Source organism: Lactobacillus sp. C449L, from assembly GCF_059900815.1.
Genome location: NZ_JBWXGA010000005.1, coordinates 26838 through 46547 on the forward strand (window position 1 = coordinate 26838; position 19710 = coordinate 46547).

Consider the following 19710-nt stretch of genomic DNA (forward strand, 5'->3'; position numbering starts at 1 on the left):
TCCTACCGTTTCCATTGCAGGGCAAGATAATCTAGTAGATTGATAAAATTAACGTTACTGTAGCGCATTTTGTCTACTTCGATTAGATATTTCAACATTCTTGCTCCGACCTGTTGATTATTATTAAGTTCATTTTGGGCCATTTTTTTAAGCAACAGCAATATGTAGTCTTGCTGTATTCTAGTCTTCGCGGTATCCGCTAGCTGATGAGCACTAACTAATGCAAGGGAATTAAACTCCAACATTTCTTCAAAGAAATACTTTACTGCACTGTCTAAAGCTGATGTATCGCCCATTTCAGCAATTTTTTCGGAGCTAAAACCATTTTCAATGAGAAATTCAGTTTTACCGCTGGCTTTTTCAGTGTTAGCAAAGTTAATAACCTGCGCTCTTGATCGAATTGTTGGCAAAATTTGATCAGTATTATTAGTAATCAAAATCGTTACCACCGGGGCAACTGGCTCTTCTAATAAGTTAAGCAGGCCGTTTGCCGCAGATAAAGTCAGTTTTTGTGCTTCGTTAATGATAAAAAAGCGTGTCTTGCCTTGTACCGGACTTTTCGCCAATTCTTCTTTTAAAAAACGGATTTGCTCAATGCCAATGCTCTGTTTTCCATCCGTGGTGACTAGCAAGACGTCAGGATTGTTGCCCGAAATGATTTGCCGACAGTTTTGGCATGAACCATCAGGCTTGTTTTCACCTACGCAGTTATCTAGACAAGCTAGCCAATACGCTGTATTGAGTGCCTGCTCATCGTTAGTATCAACAAACAAGTAGCTATGCGCCAATCTTCCTTCTTCAAAAGCTTGCTGTAAAAAATCAGCCTGTTTAGTGCCTTTTCGCGAAATTTCAATAGCCATTAAAACTGTTTAAACTCTTCCACCGGTAAAACAAAACAGGTTGCGCCACCAACTGTTATTTTGACGGGCTGACTGCTAACATCAAAGCCAGTCATCGATAAACTAGGGTTCATGTATTCTTCACGGCCGTGTGACTCGCTCTTAATTATACGCATTACCTGTTTGACATGCTTGTCGTCAATTCCAATTAGAAAAGTAGTATTTCCTTCACTTAGAAAACCACCTGTGGTAGCTAATTTGGTTGCACGAATACTCTCTTTAGCAAAAGCATGCTGCAAACGGTTAGCATCTTCTCTTTGAACAATCGCAATTATTAACTTCATCCAAATCAGTCCTTTAACATTTCTTTTGGTATATGATTGGTAATAATTTTAACACAAGACGCAACTACTTGATTAATTGGCTTATCGGCATCAACTATTTGAATACGATCAGGATTGCCGCGAATAATCTCTTGGTAACCTTGATAAACTCTTTGATGGAAGTTTATTTCTTCCTGTTCCAAACGGTCTTCTTTGCCAGCACGGTCTTTAGAAATTCTCGCCAATCCAACTTCCGGCTTAACATCTAAAAAAATCGTTAAATCCGGTTTGATACCACCAGTTGCGAAATCGTTTATCTGCCGAACTGCAGCTATTCCAAGCTCTCGTCCAGCTCCTTGATAAGCTAACGAACTATCAACGTAGCGGTCGGAAAAAACTATTTCGCCTTTTTTTAAAGCAGGTATTACTGTTTCAGCCATATGCTGACTACGCGCGGCCGCATACAATAATGCTTCAGTCTTGTCGTCCATTTCTTCATTTTCCGGACTCAAAATAAGCTGCCGAATTTTTTCAGCAATTGCCGAGCCACCTGGTTCACGAGTCACTAGATATTGTGTTTTCAAATGCGGGGCAATTTGGGTCACTACTTGTGTTAAAACGGTGCTTTTACCGGAACCATCAGGCCCCTCAAAGCTAATAAAAAAACTCTTCATAAAACTCTCCATGTGTCTATTTTACAAGAGTTCACTCTATATGAACACCCTAAGGTTCTGATAATTTTGACAAAAATAAAAAAGCCTTTCAAGCAAGGCTTTCTATTTTGAAATTGCATTTGTAAAACCACTAAATCTTGTATGTCGATGCCTAGCCTCATCATACAAGAACGTGTACTTTTCAAACAGTATTTTAGTAGCAATAATATTATCTTCAGACATATCTAAAGTAGTTGGATTGAGGCTTTTTTGAACTGCAATTTCGGCTTGCAATTTTTCAATAGTGCTGAGCAAACGCTCATCACCTATTTGTTTAACCTGATTACGTGCCATTAGATTGATGTTCTCCCTTGTACTGCCTTTTTCAGAGTTATTGAGTTGGCATATTCAATGTCACTGCCAACCGCAAGACCGGCAGCTAGGCGAGTAACCTTAATGCCTGCTGGTTTGATTAGTTTACTGATATACATCGCGGTCGACTCACCCTCAGGTGTTGAATTTAATGCTAAAATAACTTCTTTTACTTTGTCTTGATTTTGCAAACGAATAATTAGTGACTTAATATTAATTTCTTCCGGACCAATTCCATCCATTGGAGATAAAACGCCATGCAATACATGATATAAGCCATGATATTCGCCCATTTCTTCAAATGCCATCACATCTTTAGGCTGTTCAACAACCATAATGGTCGACTGCTCGCGGTCTGGGCTGCTACAAATTGAGCAGGGGTCTTGTTCGGTAATGTTGCCACAAATCGAGCAACGATGCAATTTTTCCTTAACCTCGTTTAAAGCCGAGCTAAAGTCATGCACATCTTCGTCTGGCATGTCAAGCGTATAAAAAGCAAGACGGGTGGCGGTTTTTTCACCAATACCTGGCAATTTCATATAAGAATCAATTAAGTGCGCAATTGGTGCTGGATATTGCAATTAAATCATACCCTTCGTGTATTTACCTAAACTTGCTTGCGTTGCTTCGTCAATTTCAGTTAACCCCTTGTTAACTGCATCAATAATCAAATCTTGCAACATATCAGGATCATCAGGATCAATCGCATCCTTGTTAATATTAATGTCCTTTAACTTCCGATCGCCGCTAAAAGTTGCAACTACTAAGTCATCTGCAGACTTTCCCACAAATTCTTGAGCAGTAATTGTCTGTTGCTCTTGCGCCATTTGTTCTTGCATTTTTTTGGCTTGTTTCATCATTTGTTGCATATTCATGCCGCCCATGCCGCCAAAATTAGGTCTTTTACTCATCGTTTTCTCCTTTTTTAATCCTTAATATTCACTGTATCGCCGAATAAGTCCTTTGCTTTCTGAATCACTTCATTTGAAGTTTTAGTTAGCAATTTTTGGTCTTCTACAGTTGAATTCTCTTGGTTTTTCTTATTAAGCAATTCACTTCGGTGAGACTTTAAAAACTCCTTACGAACTGCAAACCAATCACTATCCGGAACTAATACAATCTGGTAGTCGTGATTAGTAAATTTAGCAATTTGATCCGTTAAAACATCAAGCAAATTATCATCCGAACTCGCCTTCTCAAACCACAGAGCATATTTACATTTCATCACAACTTGCTCAGAACTAGCAGCTACTGGTTCGAGAACATCCAGCAGTGCGCGCTGCGAAACTCCCAGTATTGATTGCAGGTCAGGCCAGATGTCTTTAATTGCCTGTAAATCGTGTTTAGTTGCATTTTCCAAAACATGATAAACCTGTTCATTATTCTTATTGTCTACTTGTTGATCATTTCTGACTTTTTTCTTAGGCTTGTTAGTTTTAGCTGGTTTATCGCTTGGCCTAGCAACATCAGCTACTTCATTATCAAGATGAAAAATCCGATCACTGTTTCTAGTTTGTATCTTTCCCAATTTAGAAATTGTTTTGGTCAGATCAGCTACTTGTTTTTTCAAAGCAGTAATCTCAACCTGAAGATTTTCGTTACTATCTGCGGAATTATTGTCAACTTGAGCAGAAACAATCTCACGAGAATTTACTTGATTTGAATCAATAGGATTCGTACTCTCAACTAAAAAAACTTCAAGCGGAATCTGCTGTTGATTAGTATAACGCAAATCGTTTAATGCCGTATTAGCTGCAGAAATTAATTGAAAGTAGCGCTCCACCGGAATGTCCTTAATTTCAGCAACAAAATCTTTGTTTAAAAAATTGCTTTGAGTATCATCGCTAGTTTTAATAGCCATTAAAGCATTAGTAGCCATTTCAATTAATTCATCTAAAATGTTCGTCGAACTAGCACCATTTTCTAGCTCAGATTTTGATAAAGTTAAAGCTTGATTTGCATCCCGTTTTAAAATAGCTAATAAAATTTGTTCAATTTTCTCTTTTGCCGCAAAACCAGTAATTTCTAGAGCCGCATCGTATTCAATCGTATCATTTTCGTAGCTAAGAAGTTGGTCAAGGATGCTTAAGGCATCTCTCATCCCACCATCAGCCACTTGTGCAATCACCGATATCGCTTTATTATCATACTTGATTTTTTCTTGTTCCAGAATATACTTCATTCTGTTTTCAAGATCAGCTTGGGAAATACGTTTAAAATTATACCGTTGCGTTCGCGAAATAATAGTCGCGGGAACTTTTTGCAGCTCAGTTGTTGCTAATATAAACACGACATGTTTTGGAGGTTCCTCTAGTGTTTTTAACAGGGCATTAAAGGCTCCCATTGAAAGCATATGAACCTCGTCTATAATATAGACTTTATACTTTCCTTGCGTAGGCGCATATTTTACTTTGTCACGAATTTCGCGAATTTCGTCGACTCCATTGTTTGAAGCCGCATCAATTTCCATAATGTCTGACATCGAGCCCTTGTCAGCCGCAACACAGTTAGCACATTCATTGCAAGGTTCACCATTTTGCAAATTACTACAATTTAGCGCTTTGGCAAAAATCTTGGCACACGAAGTTTTGCCAGTACCACGAGGTCCGGCAAACAAAAATGCATGCGAAATTGTACCGCGTATAATTGCATTTTTTAGAGTATTTGTAATATCTTCTTGGCCAACGACACTATCAAAAGTGCGCGGACGCCATTTGCGGTATAAAGCCTGATAAGCCATTGATATATCTTTCTAGTAAAAAACTCTTAACTCTTCGAAAGAGTTAAGAGTTTGTTGATGTCTAATAAAAGGCACATGCCCAAGCAACCTTAGTGCTGCTACCTTCCGGTCCTGACACGCTTTGGAAGTCAAACATTGCCCAATAAATATACTAACGTATTTTAGGAAAATTATCCACTAATTTGCAGAATTTTTACCTTTTTCTGCAACCGCTGATTCAGCTAATTTTTCCTGTTTTTGCTGATGGCGAATTTCTTTAAAAAAGTCTTTCAACATCTGACTAGCTTCTTCACGATAGAGACCGCGAACCACATTAGGATGGTGATTAAACTTTTGTACTTCAAATAAATCTACTACACTGCCAGCTGCCCCTGCTTTAGGATCAAGTGCACCGTAAAAAATATTTTTAATCCGGGCATTGATAATTGCGCCAGCGCACATTGGACAAGGTTCAAGAGTAATAAAAAGACTGCAATCAAGCAAACGCCAAGTTTCTAATTTTGCACATGCCTGCCTAATTGCTATCATTTCTGCATGTTGGGTTGCATCTTGATCAAGTTCGCGCCGATTATAGCCTTCACCAATCACCTGACCATCAGCGTCTACTATAACTGCTCCGATGGGAACTTCTCCTATGCTCTGAGCTTTTTTAGCTTGCGCAAATGCTAATTGCATGTACTTTTTTTTCTCTTCACTCGAAAAAGACATTAGTCGTTCACCGCCTGCAAAATATAGTAGCCCTTATCCCGAGCTAAAATTGTACAGTTGCCAAATGTATCTTTAAGCAATTTGCGGGCGCTTGGTTCACCCTGCTTTTTCTGAATAACTACTAAAAGCTGTCCATTTTGAACAAGGTGATTTTTGGCACCAGCCAAAATATTTGAAACTACGGCTTTACCTGCACGAATTGGCGGATTGGTGACAATCAAGCCAAATTTTTTATCACTCGCTATTTGGTCATAAACATCTGATTGATAAATCTTAACGTTTTTAATGTTGTTCATCTCGGCGTTTTGCCTTGCTAAATTAAGACCGCGTTCATTAACATCAACCATTTCAACAGTTTGCTCTGGCCAAAACTGGGCCGCAAATAGCCCCAAAGGTCCATAACCCGTACCCACATCCAAAATGTTCCTAGGTGGAAAGATGAGCTGCGCCATATTCTTTATTAAAACTCCTGAACCATAATCAACCCGCATTTTGGAAAAGACACCGGCATCGGTTTTAAAATGCAGCGTAGTTCCATTTATTTGATAATGAATTGTATGTTCATCATGATCAGTGGTTGGATTAGTAGCAAAGTACATTTGATTTTCTTTTTCAGTCATAACTTGCTCGTTTCTTTAAACAGTTTCATTTAGTTAATTTTAACGGACGTTTACCTTTTTGCAAATTGAATTATTTTTGTGTCAAATTGATTTATAAATTTTCGTCATCGCTTAGAATAGGCGTATAATTATTACATAGAAATGTTATTTTCTGTCTTGCAAATCAAGACTTCTTTCTTAAAGAATCAACAAAAGTAATCTAATAATTTGAGTCTATTATGGAGTTATTTAATGAAGAAAATAAATAATAAAATTATATTTGTATCCGCAGTCTCATTGCCTTTAACTTTATTAGCCGCATCAAATGTTAATACTAACAACGTTTCTGCCAAGACGCTTTCAATTAAATCTAAGAACAAACAAAATGTGGTTAAACCTAAAAGCTTTAAGATTGGCTCGAAAACTAGTTCTAGTAATGATAGAGCTGTTGCTGGAGCAGACAGTGGCATAAGTGCAAATTTAATGGGAGAAAATAATAGTCAGGATTCTGAAGTAAGTAATTCCGCTACTGCTGTAAAAGCTAACGCCAGTAACTCAACTGAAATCACAAACGAGGCGCCAAATAATACATCTACAAATAATAAAATTGAAAATCACCAGCTTACGCGAGCCGCTTCATTTGCCCAAGTTACGGTTTCGGCTAGCCCAGCAAGTTCTGCAGAACATCCTCTAGGTTGGAACAATGCAGGCTACATGCTTTCTTTTAAGGTGACAAACCAGAGTAATACCGATGAAGTAATCCCCCAAGGATCTAAATTAACGATTAAAATTGAACCGGACAGCCGTGTACCACTTGATAAATTTTTGACATATAATTCAATTACTCAGTCCAGTAACATTTTTTCTATTGCTGATAATCATAATGGAAGCTATGATATCACTGTTAATAAAGACTTAGTTCCTGGTACCTACAATTTTGCTGTTAACTTTGCTACGCGAAATGCAGGTTGTGATTGGAATAAACCTGTAGGTTCTAACACTACCAATCCTGATCCAGTTCCGGGTAAAGTAACCGTTACTAGCACTATTTTGGGCTCAAGTAACGAAATCTATACCGGTTCTCTATATATAAAGCCGGCTGGATATGTAGCCCCAGGTCCTGGTGTAGGCGCACCGGGCTATGCAACAGCGGGCTTTAACGGTATAGCTGAACTAAATACTGATTCTGAATATCGTAATGAATCTGCTCCGGTTTATTTACCTGACGGGACTACATTAAGAAACCCAAATGATAAAAGTGCATCGGGTTCGATGTTTTTCTCTTATATAGTAAATTATCAAGCCGCAATTGGTAGTCAGGCTGGAGCTAAATTAAGTGTTAAATCTAAAGACAAAATTGATTTACAACATTATCACCTACTGATAGACAAACGGGTTACAGGAGGACAAATAGAGGATATTACTAATAATCCTCTACTGAAATGGACTGTTACTGATAACGAGGTTACTGTAGATGCCGGGGCATATATGACTACTAACAACTTGGGCTATCCGCTATTTTTAAGAGTTTATGTGCCTGAGCAATCAGCTGAAGCAATTAATGAAGTAACACTTCAAACCGGTCCTTCTTTTTTCAGCAACAAATCTACTTTTCAGTATATCGGGGCTGATTCAAGTACTCCTTATTTTAGGGGCGGAAATGTAACTATTTATGATACTGAAACTTTTGACGCTAAGACCGGATTAATGGCTTTTGAAGGAACGACTTCATTAACCAACAAAATAATTGTGACTGATTACAACGGCTATCCTGTAAATGGTCAAAATCTGAGAGCGGGCTCATACAATGTTAAATATGAAGTGACAGGTAGTAACAATACAAAAACTTCGTATACCAGAACAATTACTGTCAAGCATAATGAAACACCTGTGGTTCCTATAGACCCTGACCCTGTTTCAAATGTGACAGTTCATTACCTAGACGAAAATGGCAATCAAATTGCAAGTGATGAAGTGCTAACAGGCAAAGTTGGTGATGGCTATCAAACCATGCAAAAGACCATTTCTGGTTATACATTTAAAGAAGTTAGAGGCAATGCCACAGGGTTCTTTACCGCTAATGAGCAGACAGTCATATATCTATATACTCAAAATAGCGATGACCAAAAGAAACCAAATGATATTATTAATCCTAGTTCGACTCACCAAACTAACAAAATTAAAAAGCCTGCTACTAGAGAAAAAACTAATCAATTATCAACAAGTGATGCAAAAATTAATTCAAAAGACGATATAACGCCTAAAAAACTACCGCTTACTGGGAAAGAGCCCAATTCCATGAATTCATTATTATTAATAGGAATTTCAACAATTGCGATGGCAATTTTCGGAGTTTTTGGTTTCAGAAAAAAGAGAAAACACTAAGATAGCTATAGAAGTATAAACATTAATTAGTAAAAAGTGTAGATAGCATACTGCTACCAGACTTTTATCTGTTTAAAAGCATATAAACTGTTGCTTTTAAGTTAAACTCAGGCGTTACAGCCAACAAAAAAGCCCTAACCATTTAGGTTAGGACTTTTTTTGTTTTTAATTATTATTATTTCTGCTTGCGTTTAAACCAAGCTCCTCCAATAGAACTGATTAGTAACATCATACTGCCAATTGCTATTAACAGACTGCTGCTTTCCTTGCTTGCACCCGTTTGTGGCAATGGATCAGTTTTGTTTTCTGTTCGGTTTGGAACTGGATTACTCTTTGGTTGTTTCTTGACTGCCTGTTTTTGTGGCTTATGCTTGTTTGGCTTCGTTGCTGGTTTAACTGGTAAAACGATCTCTCCATCATCTTTAGTGTAAATGTATGTGACCGTCTGCTCATTGGAAGTAAAGAAACCTGTGGCATTCCCTCTTACTTCTTTAAATGTATAACCTGGAACGCTCTTTTGCATGGTTTGATAGCCATCGCCAACTTTGCCTGTTAATACTTCGTCAGGATTAATTCCTTTGCCGTTTTCATCCTGATAATGTACTGTTACCTTGGCTTGCACTAATGGTCTGCTTGGTATGACTGGATTCTCCGGGTTCTTCTTATAAATAAGCGTAACTTCTTTTGGTATATCCTCATATGTGCCGGTGGTATCGCCCTGTACTTCTTTAAAGGTATACCCGGGAATGCTAGCTTTGGGATATTCTTCACCATACACTCCCCTAATATCCTTACTTCCAGCTATTTCATTGCCATCTTCATCCTGATAGTGCACCCTGACTTTGCACGAACGAACATAAGTGTCGTGATCAACCGAACCGTTGTAATTTCTTTCCAGATCAGCGGGAGCCCAAACTCTATTACCATTTGGCTCATTAATTGTCCCGTCAGCTACGTTTTGCCACTTGCTGGTTGGGTTGAGTAATAAAGTTGTTCCTGAACTTTTAACAACGCTCTCAGTTAACCCTGCGTTTTGAAGAATACAGTTAGGACCAAGGACTAACACGCTTAGGTTAGGTAAGCCTTTTAAAAAGCCTACGGTTCTGTGTTCATCCATGGCATTGCGTGAATCGTACGCTTTTCTCATATCAAAATTGCTGATATTTAGCTTGGCAAGATGCTCGCATGAGTAAAACATATAACTCATATCTGTTGTTTTATTGGTAACAAACTTGCTAAGATCTAACTCAGTCAAAGCAGAACAGTTACTAAACATGTTATTCATATTCGTAACATTATCAGTTATAAAATTGCTTAAATCTATACTAGTTAACGAAGAGCAGCCACTGAACATACCCGACATATCAGTTACCTTAGCTGTTTTAAATTGACTGACGTCTATAGTGGTTAGGGCTGCACAATTATAAAACATGCCAGCTATGTTAGTTAGTTTATCTTTATTAAACTGGCTCAAATCTAAACTAGTCAACTTCTCCGAACCATTAAACATATAAGACGTATCGGTCACATTAGTCGTATTAAGGTGACTTAAATCTAGACTTGTTAGGTCAGGACATCCGCCAAACATTACTGTCATATTTTCTACTTCACTAGTGTCAAGATTTTCTAAACCAGAAATTTCGGTTACATGTGGGATAAAAGCAAGAAAGCGGGCAGCAGAACCAACGATTTTTATCTTACCAGTAATTGTGATTTTTTTAAAATAGTAAATTTCACTATAAGGAAGGTAATAAAGAGGAGTAGGATTACGTAATACCACTGGATTAGCATCTGTCCCGCCGGGAATAGTTAATTCACCAGTCGCGTCATCAAAGACCAAATTTAGCCCATTCCAAGTATAGGTTTTCACTGCTCTTGTTAAATCGCTGGTTTTACTTGTTGCTTGTTCTATTTCTTCATCATTTGGAGATGTATTAGTACTATTTTGAGTGCTATTGATTGTTCCAGTTTCAGTTGCATTATTTTCATTCTGATTTGTAGAGTTGCCTGTTTCAGTATTGACACTATTTGCAGCCTGAGTCGTGTTTTGACCTGTTGGCAAGCTATCTGCTTTAACTACCGTCCCATTATTCAGATATAAACCTAAAAGAACTGCAGTAGAGATAATAACGCTGCTTGTCAGTACCTTCTCTTTATGTTTATAATCAATGCGATCAGTTCTCATTTTCTCTCCTATCTCAGTGTTAGAACACACTTTATTATTATTAATCATCAAGTATCACATGTGATATTATAGTATAACACAGTTATAATGTACACTGTGTTATCACTTTATATGCTTGAAAATCATCTATACTAAACTGTAAATACTAAAAAAGCCTTAACCATTTAGGTTAGGACTTTTTTGCTTTTGATTGTTCTATTTCTGCTTCCGCTTGAAGCAAGCTCCGCCAATAGAACTAACTAGTAACATCATACTGCCTAAAATGGACAAGATGCCTTTATCTTCCTTGCTTGGACCTGTTTGCGGCAATGTATCTGAGTTTGCTTTATTAGGATCACCAGAAAGTGGCTTAGTTTCTTTTTGACGGTTCTTATCTGCAACAGTTCGATTGTTAATAACATTATACTTATTCTTATTTGGCATGGTTGGCGATGTAGAAATAGTAGTTGCACTGGCATTTTTAATATAAATATAAGTTATAGTCTGTAGATTAGTCGTAAAGAACCCAATAGTATTGCCTCTAACTTCTTTAAAAGTATAGCCAAGTAGGGTCTTTTGAACAGTTTGATATCCGCCACCAACGTTGCCAGTTAAAACTTCATCGCTAGCAATTTGATTACCGTTTTCATCTTGATAATGTACTATTACTTTAGATTTTGTTGTTGGTCTATCAGGATTTTTGGCGTAAATATAAATGATTTCTTTTGGAGCATCTTCGTATATGCCTGTATTGTTACCTCGTACTTCTTTAAGGGAATAACCAGGTATAAGTAGTTTTGTCACACTGGTATAATCTTCGTCAACTAGCCCTCTGGTTTCTTGGTCATTAGCAATTTTATTGCCGTCTTTATCATGATAATGTGCCTTGACAATACCAAATCGGACATAGGTATCTGCATCTGTATAGCCATTATAATTAGCCATCATCTCTATTGGCTTCCACACCTTATCTCCCTTTGGCTTTTTAATTGTGCCGTCAGCTACATTAACCCAATTGCTATTTGGATTGAGTATATAAGATTCTTCTAAGTATCTTTCCTCTTTATCAATACCTGCATTTCTAATATTACACTTTGGACCTAGAACTAATATTTTCAATTTAGGTAGACCGGCTAACATTTTATCAGAAATTCTTACTTTACCCATATCAAAGCCGCTCAAATCCAGCCTGGTCAAGTTCATACGCGCAAACATGCAGTATATATCAGTTACTTGACTAGTATCAAAATTATTTACTTCTAAATTAGTTAATGTAACGCAGCCGTAAAACATGTATTGCATCTTAGTCACTTTACTGGTATCAAAATGACTGACATCTAAATTGGCTAGACTTTTACAATACGTAAACATATACGCCATATCAATTACTTGACTAGTATCGAAATTATTTATCTCAAGTTTGGTTAAACTATCGCACCCAAAAAACATTCCTTGCATATCAGTTACTTGACTAGTATCAAAATTATTGACTTCTAATTTAGTTAACGCTTTACAATTACCAAACATGAAGCGCATAACGATTGCTTTACTAGTATCAAAATTACTGACATTCAAGTCAGTTATGTTCCAACACCCTTGAAACATAGCATTAAAAGTTGTTACCTTACTAGTATCAAAGTTATTGACTTCTAATTTAGTTAAATTTTCACAATAAAAGAACATAAAGTGCATACTATTTACTTGACTAGTATCAAAATTACTGACATCTAAACTAGCTAATGCACTACAGTCATAAAACATGAGACTCATATCAGTCACATTGGATGTATTAAAAGAAGTTACATCCAAGCTAGTTAATTTACTACATCCGTAAAACATCCCCCGCATATTGGTTACTTCGGAAGTATCAAGTTGGCCTAATCCCGAAATTGTTTCTATCGAACTGAGACTAAACAATTCCTTAGCAGTGCCTTTTAGTTTTATCTTGCCAGTTATTCTAATCTCTTTAATTGCGTCATATCTACCAAAACTACTACTATTAGAACCATACAGATTATTGAATATTCGAACAGGATTATCTAATATCAGTGGGACATTTTCTGTTCCGCCAGGAATGGTTAATACTCCCGTAGTATCATCAAATGTTACATTTACACCATTCCAAATATATTCTTTTAATGATCTGGCCAAATCACTTGCTTCACTTTCTGAGCGATTAGATTCAGTAGTAGTTTCTGACTCACTAATTTGAGAAGTATTAGTCAGTGTATCTTGAGCAACACTACTCTCATTTTGGTCATTAGCACCAGGTATTTCATTATCTTCACTGCTACTAGTCTGCAAAATGTCTTGATTAGTTGTCAAACTATCTGCTTTTACTATACTTGCATTATTGAGGTACAAGCCTAACAACACCGCTGCTGAAGTTATAATGCCTCTCGTCAGTACTTTTCCTTTATATTTGACATCAATTTTATGGGTAATCATGCTTTATCCTATTTTAGTGTTAATAACATTGTTTGCCTAAGTTTGTTAATTATATCATAATTAAATGCTTCTATCTCCCTTTATATAAACTACTACTGATTTGTTATTTATATGTGTTAACTAACAATTAGTTTATGTTAGACCAAACCAAAAAGCACTAGTCAATTTGGCTAGTGCTTCTTTATCTATTTCTGCTTACGTTTGAACCAAGCTCCTCCGATAGAACTAATTAACAGCAGCATAGTGCCTAAAATGGAAAAGATACCTTTATCTTCATTGCTTGCACCTGTTTGTGGCAATGAATCTGACTTTGCTTTATTAGGATCACCAGAAAGTTGCTTAGTTGCCTTTTGCTGGTTCTTATCTTTAGCAATTTGGTTGTTTGTGCCAGCTAGTTTATTCGTATTATTTGGCTTAGTGGGTTTTGGTACATAATTAGGTAATGTTATAGTTGCTGTTTCATCATCTTTTGTATAAACATATGTGATCGTCTGCTCATTAGCGGTAAAGAACCCTGTGGCATTGCCTCTAACTTCCTTAAAGGTATAACCATTAATGGTCTTTTGTATGGTTTGATAGCCATCACCAACTTTGCCTGTTAGCACTTCATCACCAGCAATTTTACTACCATTTTCATCTTGATAATGAACTGTTACTTTTGCTCGAGTGACCGGTCTGCTAGGTGTCACTGTTTTTTTAGTGTAAATATATGTAACTTCTTTGGGGCTATCGCCATATATACCTGTATTGTCACCTTGAACTTCTTTAAGGGTATAACCGGGTATATTTAGTTTTGTCACACTGGTATAATCTTCGTCAATTAGTCCTCTAACTTCTTGATCGCTTGCAATTTCATTGCCGTCTTTATCCTGATAATGTGCCTTAACAATGCCAAATCGGACATAGGTATCTGCATCTTCAGAGACATTATAATTGTCCATCATCTCTACTGGTTTCCAAATTTTATCTCCCTTTGGCTTTTCAACCGTGCCGTCTGCTACGTTAATCCAGTTGCTATCTGGATTGAGTTGATAGCTTTTTCTTCCAGGACCACTTATTCCTTGATCCATACCTGTTTTTTTAATATCACACTTTGGGCCAAGAACTAGTATTTTTAATTTCGACAGACCTGCTAGCATGTTTGTTTTAGCCCAGTAATAGTTTGGATTTACTTGACCCATATCAAAGCTACTCAAATCTAGCTTAGTTAAATTCATACCAGTAAACATATTGCCAATAGACGTTACCTTGCTAGTATTAAAGTGTCTAACATCTAAACTTTTCAAGCCATCGCAATATGCAAACGTATAAGACATATTAGTTACACTACCAGTGTCAAAATGACTGACATCTAAATCAACCAGTTTTTGGCATTCTTTGAACATGTATGATATATCAGTTACCCTACTGGTGTCAAAATGACTGACATCCAAGTTAGTTAACGCACTACACCCACTAAACATACCTGTCATGTTAGTTACTTTACTGGTGTCAAAATGACTGACATTGATATCAGGCAAACTTCTGCAACTTGAAAACATGTTTGCCATATTAGTCACTTTACTAGTGTCAAAATGGCTGACATCTACATTTGATAAACTAGCGCAATCACTAAACATATATTCCATGTTAGTTACCTTGCTGGTGTCAAAGTGACTGACATCGATATTCTGTAAGCTCTTGCTCCCGTTAAACATGTATGACATATAAGTCACATTTGTCGTGTCAAAATGACTGACATCCAAGTTAGTTAAGTTATAGCAATTTTCAAACATACTGGCCATACTTGTTACTTTACTGGTATCAAAATGGCTGACATTGATATCAGACAAACTTCTGCAGCTTGAAAACATGCTTGTCATATTAGTCACTTTACTAGTATCAAAATGACTAACATCCACATCGGTCAACTTCGTACAATGACTAAACATAACCGACATATCAATTACTTGACTCGTTTTGAACTTAGCAATATCTAAATTTGTTAAATTACTACAGTTATTAAACATGTACGACATGTTAGTTACATTGGTCGTGTCAAAACCACCAACATCCAAGCTTGCTATCTTGCTACACCTATCAAACATGTGCGACATATTGCTTACCTTGCTAGTGTTAAAGTGGCTAACATCTAAGCTTGTTACTTTATCACATCCTTCAAACATGCTACTCATATCAGTAACTTCAGAAGTATCAAGTTGGTCTAATCCTGAAATTGTGTCTACCCAGTTAAGTCCAAACAGCCCCTTAAGCGACCCTTTTAGTTTTATCTTACCAGATATTCTAATTTCCTTAATTTCGCTATATCTGCCAAAACTACTATTGCCAGGACCATAAAGATTACCATTTATTCGCGCAGGATTGTTTAATATCAATGGAGCGTCTTCTGTTCCACCGAGTATGGTTAATACCCCAGTGCTGTCGTCAAATGTTACATTTATACCATTCCAACGGAATGTCTTCACTGACCTAGTTAAATCACCTGTTTCACTCTTTGACTGATTTTGCTCATTAGTTGTTTCTGATTCACTAGTTTGAGTAACACTATTTTCATTTTGGGCGTTAGAATTACCTGGCACAGTATTTGTACTGTTCGAAGTATGAGTAGTGTCTTGGTTAGTTGATAAATTATCTGCTTTTACCACACTTCCGTTATTAAGATATAACCCTAAAAGTACAGCTGTCGAAGTTATAATACTGCTAGTTAACACCTTTTCTTTATATTTGCCATTAGTAATCATGATATATCCTACTTTACTATTAATAACAGTGTTTACTTATAATTGTATATTATACCACAATAAAATAACTCGACTTTTCTTTATAATTTATTGCATATATGTATTGCTAATAAGACCGGAAACTCTTTGCTATTTATCTTTGGACAGAAAAACAGCGCAACCCCAAAATCGTTGAGATTGCGCTGCTTATATTTAGCTTGTCCAGTTGAATCGTAACTATTTCAAAGAGTATTTATGGGCTTTACTCTAATTCGATAGTCATGAAAGTACTGACAAATCAATTTTCTTGGTTCAAGTTGTTTTGAACTAGTTTATGACTTGGAACACATTTTTTGAGCAGAAATCTTAGTAAATTAAATAGCACCCCTACTTATTACATAGTGACTCAGTTTTTTTATTTTTAAAAATGAACTTTTTTGCATCTGATTGCACCCTTTCGGTGCACCTTTTCTTGTCCAGCCGTAGCGACTGCGCCATGACTTAGCTGCGTTGTGAGACACGCAATGTTCCTGTACTCAATACTTAGTTCACAGTCATGTTCTGCTGCTATTTTTCTCCCTCGATCGCCACATCATTTCACCACCTCCTGATTTTAAGCATTAAAAAAGCACTTATAAGCGAGTGCTTTGCAAACTTATTTCAACTATTAAAAAAATTATATGTTCTACGCATTAAATCTATAAGTGCTTTATAATTCCTAGAGTAATCATTTTTCGATACATTAAATACAAAAATAAAATAATTAGAAAACCATTTAAAATACGTTCCCAATTTTTAATAAACCAATTTTTCATTTTATTATTCATCTCATTTACCTCAAACCTAATAATACAAAAAACTAGCCATTTAAGCTAGTTTTCTTGAAATAAAAATAGGAAAACGTACTTGATCGATGAAATGAAAAAAGAGAACGATCTAAAAATTGAAGAGAAGTTGAATGATTTATTTTTATCAAAAAAACATTGGAACACATTTGGAACACAAAAAGAAAAAACAAAAACAGCGCAACCCCAAAATCGTTGAGATTGCGCTGTTTATATTTAGCTTGTCCAGTTGGGCTGTAACTATTTCAAAGTTACTGAAGCACCAACTTCTTCAAGCTTAGATTTAATGTCGTTAGCTTCGTCTTCAGAAACGCCTTCCTTAACGTTCTTAGGAGCGCCATCAACAAGATCCTTTGAGTCCTTAAGGCCAAGTCCAGTGAGATCACGAACAACCTTAATAACCTTAACCTTTTCTTGGCCAGCTTCCGTCAATTCTACATCGTAGCTTGACTTAGCAGCAGCATCGCCACCTGCAGCACCTGCAGCAGCAACTGGAGCAGCAGCAGAAACACCAAATTCGTCTTCAATAGCCTTTACAAGGTCATTTAATTCAAGAATTGAAGCATTCTTTAAGTCTTCAATAATCTTTTCAGTATCTAAAGCCATATTTATGTATCCTCCGAAATATTTTTATTTAGATATAATTTACTATATATTATTCAGCTGATTCGTCTTTTGAATCAGCAACAGCACTAATAGCGTAGGCAACGTTGCGGACAGGTGCTTGTAATACAGAAACAAGCATTGATAGCAAGCCTTCGCGTCCAGGAATAGCAGCAAGAGCCTTGATGTCTTCTTTAGAAGTCAACTTGCCTTCTAGCACACCACCCTTAATTTCAATAACATCAAAATCATCTTCGTATTTAGAAACAATACGAGCTGGTTCAGTAATGTCATCAGCGTTATCAGTATACACAACAGCTGTTGGTCCAACAAAAGTGTCGTCCAAGCCATCGATACCAGCCTTAGCAGCAGCACGTCTTAAGTAAGTATTCTTAACAACCTTCATCTTAACATCGTTATCACGAAGTTCTTTACGCATGTTAGTAACTTCTTCAACAGTTAATCCAAGGTAGTTAATTACTAAGATAGCCTTTGCAGCTTTAAGTTCTTCAGCAAACGCATCAACGAACTTCTCTTTTTCAGCAATAGCAGCTTTACTCAATCAGATTCACCTCCGTAAAATTCATTAATAAATTCCAAAAGGCCCAAAAAACTCCATGCCAAGCAAGACATGGAGCAGTTAAAATCTTCATTATCTTCCGGCCTCGGCGGGAAATTAAGGCTTAATGCCACCCGAGTCTTAGGTAGAATTTACTTTGATAACTATAGCAGGATTTAAAGCTAAATGCAAGCTATTTCTTTATATGCCAACAAATAAAAACTAATTACCAAATTACTAGGTAATTAGTTTTGGGTGTTACTTGTTAAAATACAAAGTAACCTAGGTTATTCGTCATCATCTTCATTTATCTTATTCGCGTCGATTAGCTCAAATAGCTCACCAGATGATTTGTAAATAACCCAGCTTGCTAAATTAACAATATGATCACTGATTCTTTCAAGTAGGCGAATAATTACAAAGTAGCTTGCGGAAGCTACCGCAACACTAGGGTCCTTTTCAACTCCATCAATGATCATCTTTCTAGCTTTGCGATAATCATGATATACGTCTTCATGACCATCAAGCATTTCACGAGCCGTTTTTTCATCCTCTTGTACGTAAGCCGTTAAAACTTGGATAAGCATGGCGCGAACCTGATGGGTCATCCGCGAAATGATTTTTTCAACTTCGGGAATACGAGGATTACCTTTTACTCGAACAGTTTCAACCGCAATACTGTTGGCATTTTCACCAATTCTCTCCAAATCTGTTGTTGCTTTTAAGATACTAATAACCACGCGAAAGTCAGTCGCAACAGGTTGCTGCAGTGCCATTAAATCAAGAGCCTTCTTTTCAATCTTGATTGCTTCCTTGGCGACAGCCTTGTCTTCCTGAATCATTTCTTGAGCCATTTTTTTGTCATGATCAACGAATGAACGCGTACCTTTGTCAATTAAATCATTAACAAGTACACCCATTTCCATAAAACGGGTATTTAGCTTCTTCAATTCGTCTAAAAATATTTCGTGCATAATCCACCTCCAAATTTAGCCAAAACGGCCGTTTAGATAATTACTAGTTATTTCTTTTTCTGGTGCCAAAAACATCTGTTCAGTTGAGCCTGATTCTATCAGTTCCCCATTCATTAAAAAGGCAACTTGATCAGAAACACGGCTCGCCTGTTGCAAGTTGTGCGTCACCATGATAAAAGTGTATTTTTTCTTCAAACCCATTAGGGTTTCTTCAATTTCCGCACTTGAAATTGGATCAAGTGCCGAAGTTGGCTCATCCAATAAAACTACATCAGGTCTAACCGCCAGCGCACGAGCAATACAAATTCGTTGCTGTTGTCCACCAGAAAATGCTAGGGCATTGCGTTGTAAACTGTCTTTTGTTTCTTCCCAAATTGCAGCTTGTTTTAAACTTTCTTCGACACGCTGCTCAATTAGCTCCTTGTCTTTTACTCCAGCTACACGTAAACCGTAGGCAACATTGTCAAAGACAGAAAAAGGAAAAGGCGTTGGTTGTTGAAAAACCATGCCTACTTTCTTACGAAGAGCCACCAAATCAAGGTGTGAGCGGTAAATGTCTTTACCTTCAAGAAGAATTTTACCAGTGATATTAATGTTATCAATATCGTCATTCATTCGGTTCAAGCAGCGAAGGAATGTTGACTTGCCGCAACCAGAAGGACCAATTAGTGCAGTTAATTCTTTGGCTGGAAACGCGAGATTGATTCCGTGCAATGCTTCGAATTTGCCATAACTCAATTTTACGTTTTCAGCAGTCATAATATTCGTCATACTACTC

Annotated in this window: 18 protein-coding genes, 1 other RNA gene and 1 other annotated feature; of the genes, 2 read left to right on the plus strand and 17 right to left on the minus strand. The window is 36.8% G+C overall.

Annotation, left to right across the window (positions count from 1 at the left end):
- Positions 1-2 precede the first annotated feature (2 nt).
- The 10 genes from AC2JF9_RS07270 to AC2JF9_RS07315 all read right to left on the minus strand — a co-directional run bounded on the left by AC2JF9_RS07270 (position 3) and on the right by AC2JF9_RS07315 (position 6255).
- A complete protein-coding gene (locus tag AC2JF9_RS07270; RefSeq protein WP_500726488.1) occupies positions 3-860 on the minus strand; it encodes a DNA polymerase III delta subunit-related protein in 858 nt (285 codons plus the stop codon).
- Entirely contained in the window at positions 860-1183 is a 324-nt protein-coding gene (darA, locus tag AC2JF9_RS07275) for a cyclic di-AMP receptor DarA (RefSeq protein ID WP_500726489.1), read from the minus strand. Before darA ends, AC2JF9_RS07270 begins: the two co-directional genes overlap by 1 nt.
- A gap of 5 nt (positions 1184-1188) precedes the next feature.
- Positions 1189-1836: a dTMP kinase gene (gene tmk, locus AC2JF9_RS07280; protein WP_500726491.1), complete on the minus strand. Its 648-nt coding sequence runs from the start codon at positions 1834-1836 to the stop codon at positions 1189-1191.
- A gap of 102 nt (positions 1837-1938) precedes the next feature.
- Positions 1939-2169 (minus strand): YaaL family protein, encoded by a 231-nt coding sequence (locus AC2JF9_RS07285; protein ID WP_500726494.1) that lies wholly within the window; start codon positions 2167-2169, stop codon positions 1939-1941.
- The gene (recR, locus tag AC2JF9_RS07290; RefSeq protein WP_500726496.1) at positions 2169-2768 is read right to left on the minus strand and encodes a recombination mediator RecR; all 600 of its coding nucleotides are present in this window, start codon (positions 2766-2768) and stop codon (positions 2169-2171) included. The genes AC2JF9_RS07285 and recR overlap by 1 nt, the downstream gene beginning before the upstream one ends.
- A complete protein-coding gene (locus tag AC2JF9_RS07295; RefSeq protein WP_500726498.1) occupies positions 2769-3098 on the minus strand; it encodes a YbaB/EbfC family nucleoid-associated protein in 330 nt (109 codons plus the stop codon).
- Between the two features lie 14 nt (positions 3099-3112).
- The gene (gene dnaX / locus AC2JF9_RS07300) at positions 3113-4927 is read right to left on the minus strand and encodes a DNA polymerase III subunit gamma/tau (RefSeq protein ID WP_500726501.1); all 1815 of its coding nucleotides are present in this window, start codon (positions 4925-4927) and stop codon (positions 3113-3115) included.
- 60 nt (positions 4928-4987) lie between these two features.
- An RNA gene (gene ffs, locus AC2JF9_RS07305) (signal recognition particle sRNA small type) lies at positions 4988-5074 on the minus strand.
- Positions 5075-5104: 30 nt separating this feature from the next.
- Positions 5105-5635, minus strand: coding sequence for a tRNA adenosine(34) deaminase TadA (tadA, locus tag AC2JF9_RS07310; protein ID WP_500726503.1), 531 nt, complete (start codon positions 5633-5635; stop codon positions 5105-5107).
- A complete protein-coding gene (locus AC2JF9_RS07315) occupies positions 5635-6255 on the minus strand; it encodes a class I SAM-dependent methyltransferase (RefSeq protein WP_500726505.1) in 621 nt (206 codons plus the stop codon). The genes tadA and AC2JF9_RS07315 overlap by 1 nt, the downstream gene beginning before the upstream one ends.
- Before the next feature lie 231 nt (positions 6256-6486).
- On the opposite strand from AC2JF9_RS07315, the gene AC2JF9_RS07320 reads away from it, so the two are divergent.
- Positions 6487-8619, plus strand: a complete 2133-nt coding sequence (locus AC2JF9_RS07320; protein ID WP_500726507.1) for a MucBP domain-containing protein — start codon at positions 6487-6489, stop codon at positions 8617-8619.
- Positions 8620-8794: 175 nt separating this feature from the next.
- Here AC2JF9_RS07320 and AC2JF9_RS07325 read toward each other — a convergent pair whose 3' ends face one another.
- From AC2JF9_RS07325 to AC2JF9_RS07335, 3 genes are all read right to left on the minus strand, one after another.
- Entirely contained in the window at positions 8795-10804 is a 2010-nt protein-coding gene (locus AC2JF9_RS07325; RefSeq protein ID WP_500726509.1) for a MucBP domain-containing protein, read from the minus strand.
- A gap of 195 nt (positions 10805-10999) precedes the next feature.
- Entirely contained in the window at positions 11000-13231 is a 2232-nt protein-coding gene (locus AC2JF9_RS07330) for a BspA family leucine-rich repeat surface protein (protein ID WP_500726511.1), read from the minus strand.
- A 185-nt stretch (positions 13232-13416) separates the two neighbouring features.
- Positions 13417-15972 carry a BspA family leucine-rich repeat surface protein gene (locus AC2JF9_RS07335; protein ID WP_500726513.1) on the minus strand — a complete coding sequence of 852 codons (2556 nt, stop codon included), beginning with the start codon at positions 15970-15972 and terminating at the stop codon, positions 13417-13419.
- 885 nt (positions 15973-16857) lie between these two features.
- Here AC2JF9_RS07335 and AC2JF9_RS07340 point away from each other — a divergent pair.
- Complete coding sequence (locus AC2JF9_RS07340; protein ID WP_500726515.1) at positions 16858-16995, plus strand: hypothetical protein; 138 nt, start codon at positions 16858-16860, stop codon at positions 16993-16995.
- A gap of 41 nt (positions 16996-17036) precedes the next feature.
- On the opposite strand, the gene rplL is transcribed toward AC2JF9_RS07340, so the two are convergent.
- The 4 genes from rplL to pstB all read right to left on the minus strand — a co-directional run bounded on the left by rplL (position 17037) and on the right by pstB (position 19703).
- Positions 17037-17402, minus strand: coding sequence for a 50S ribosomal protein L7/L12 (rplL, locus tag AC2JF9_RS07345; protein ID WP_500726517.1), 366 nt, complete (start codon positions 17400-17402; stop codon positions 17037-17039).
- Between the two features lie 49 nt (positions 17403-17451).
- Positions 17452-17961, minus strand: a complete 510-nt coding sequence (gene rplJ / locus AC2JF9_RS07350) for a 50S ribosomal protein L10 (RefSeq protein ID WP_500726519.1) — start codon at positions 17959-17961, stop codon at positions 17452-17454.
- Positions 17962-17996: 35 nt separating this feature from the next.
- Positions 17997-18122 (minus strand) — a sequence feature (ribosomal protein L10 leader region).
- 123 nt (positions 18123-18245) lie between these two features.
- On the minus strand, positions 18246-18932 hold the full coding sequence (gene phoU, locus AC2JF9_RS07355) for a phosphate signaling complex protein PhoU (RefSeq protein ID WP_500726521.1): 687 nt from the start codon (positions 18930-18932) through the stop codon (positions 18246-18248).
- Between the two features lie 15 nt (positions 18933-18947).
- On the minus strand, positions 18948-19703 hold the full coding sequence (gene pstB / locus AC2JF9_RS07360; protein ID WP_500726523.1) for a phosphate ABC transporter ATP-binding protein PstB: 756 nt from the start codon (positions 19701-19703) through the stop codon (positions 18948-18950).
- Positions 19704-19710 lie beyond the last annotated feature (7 nt).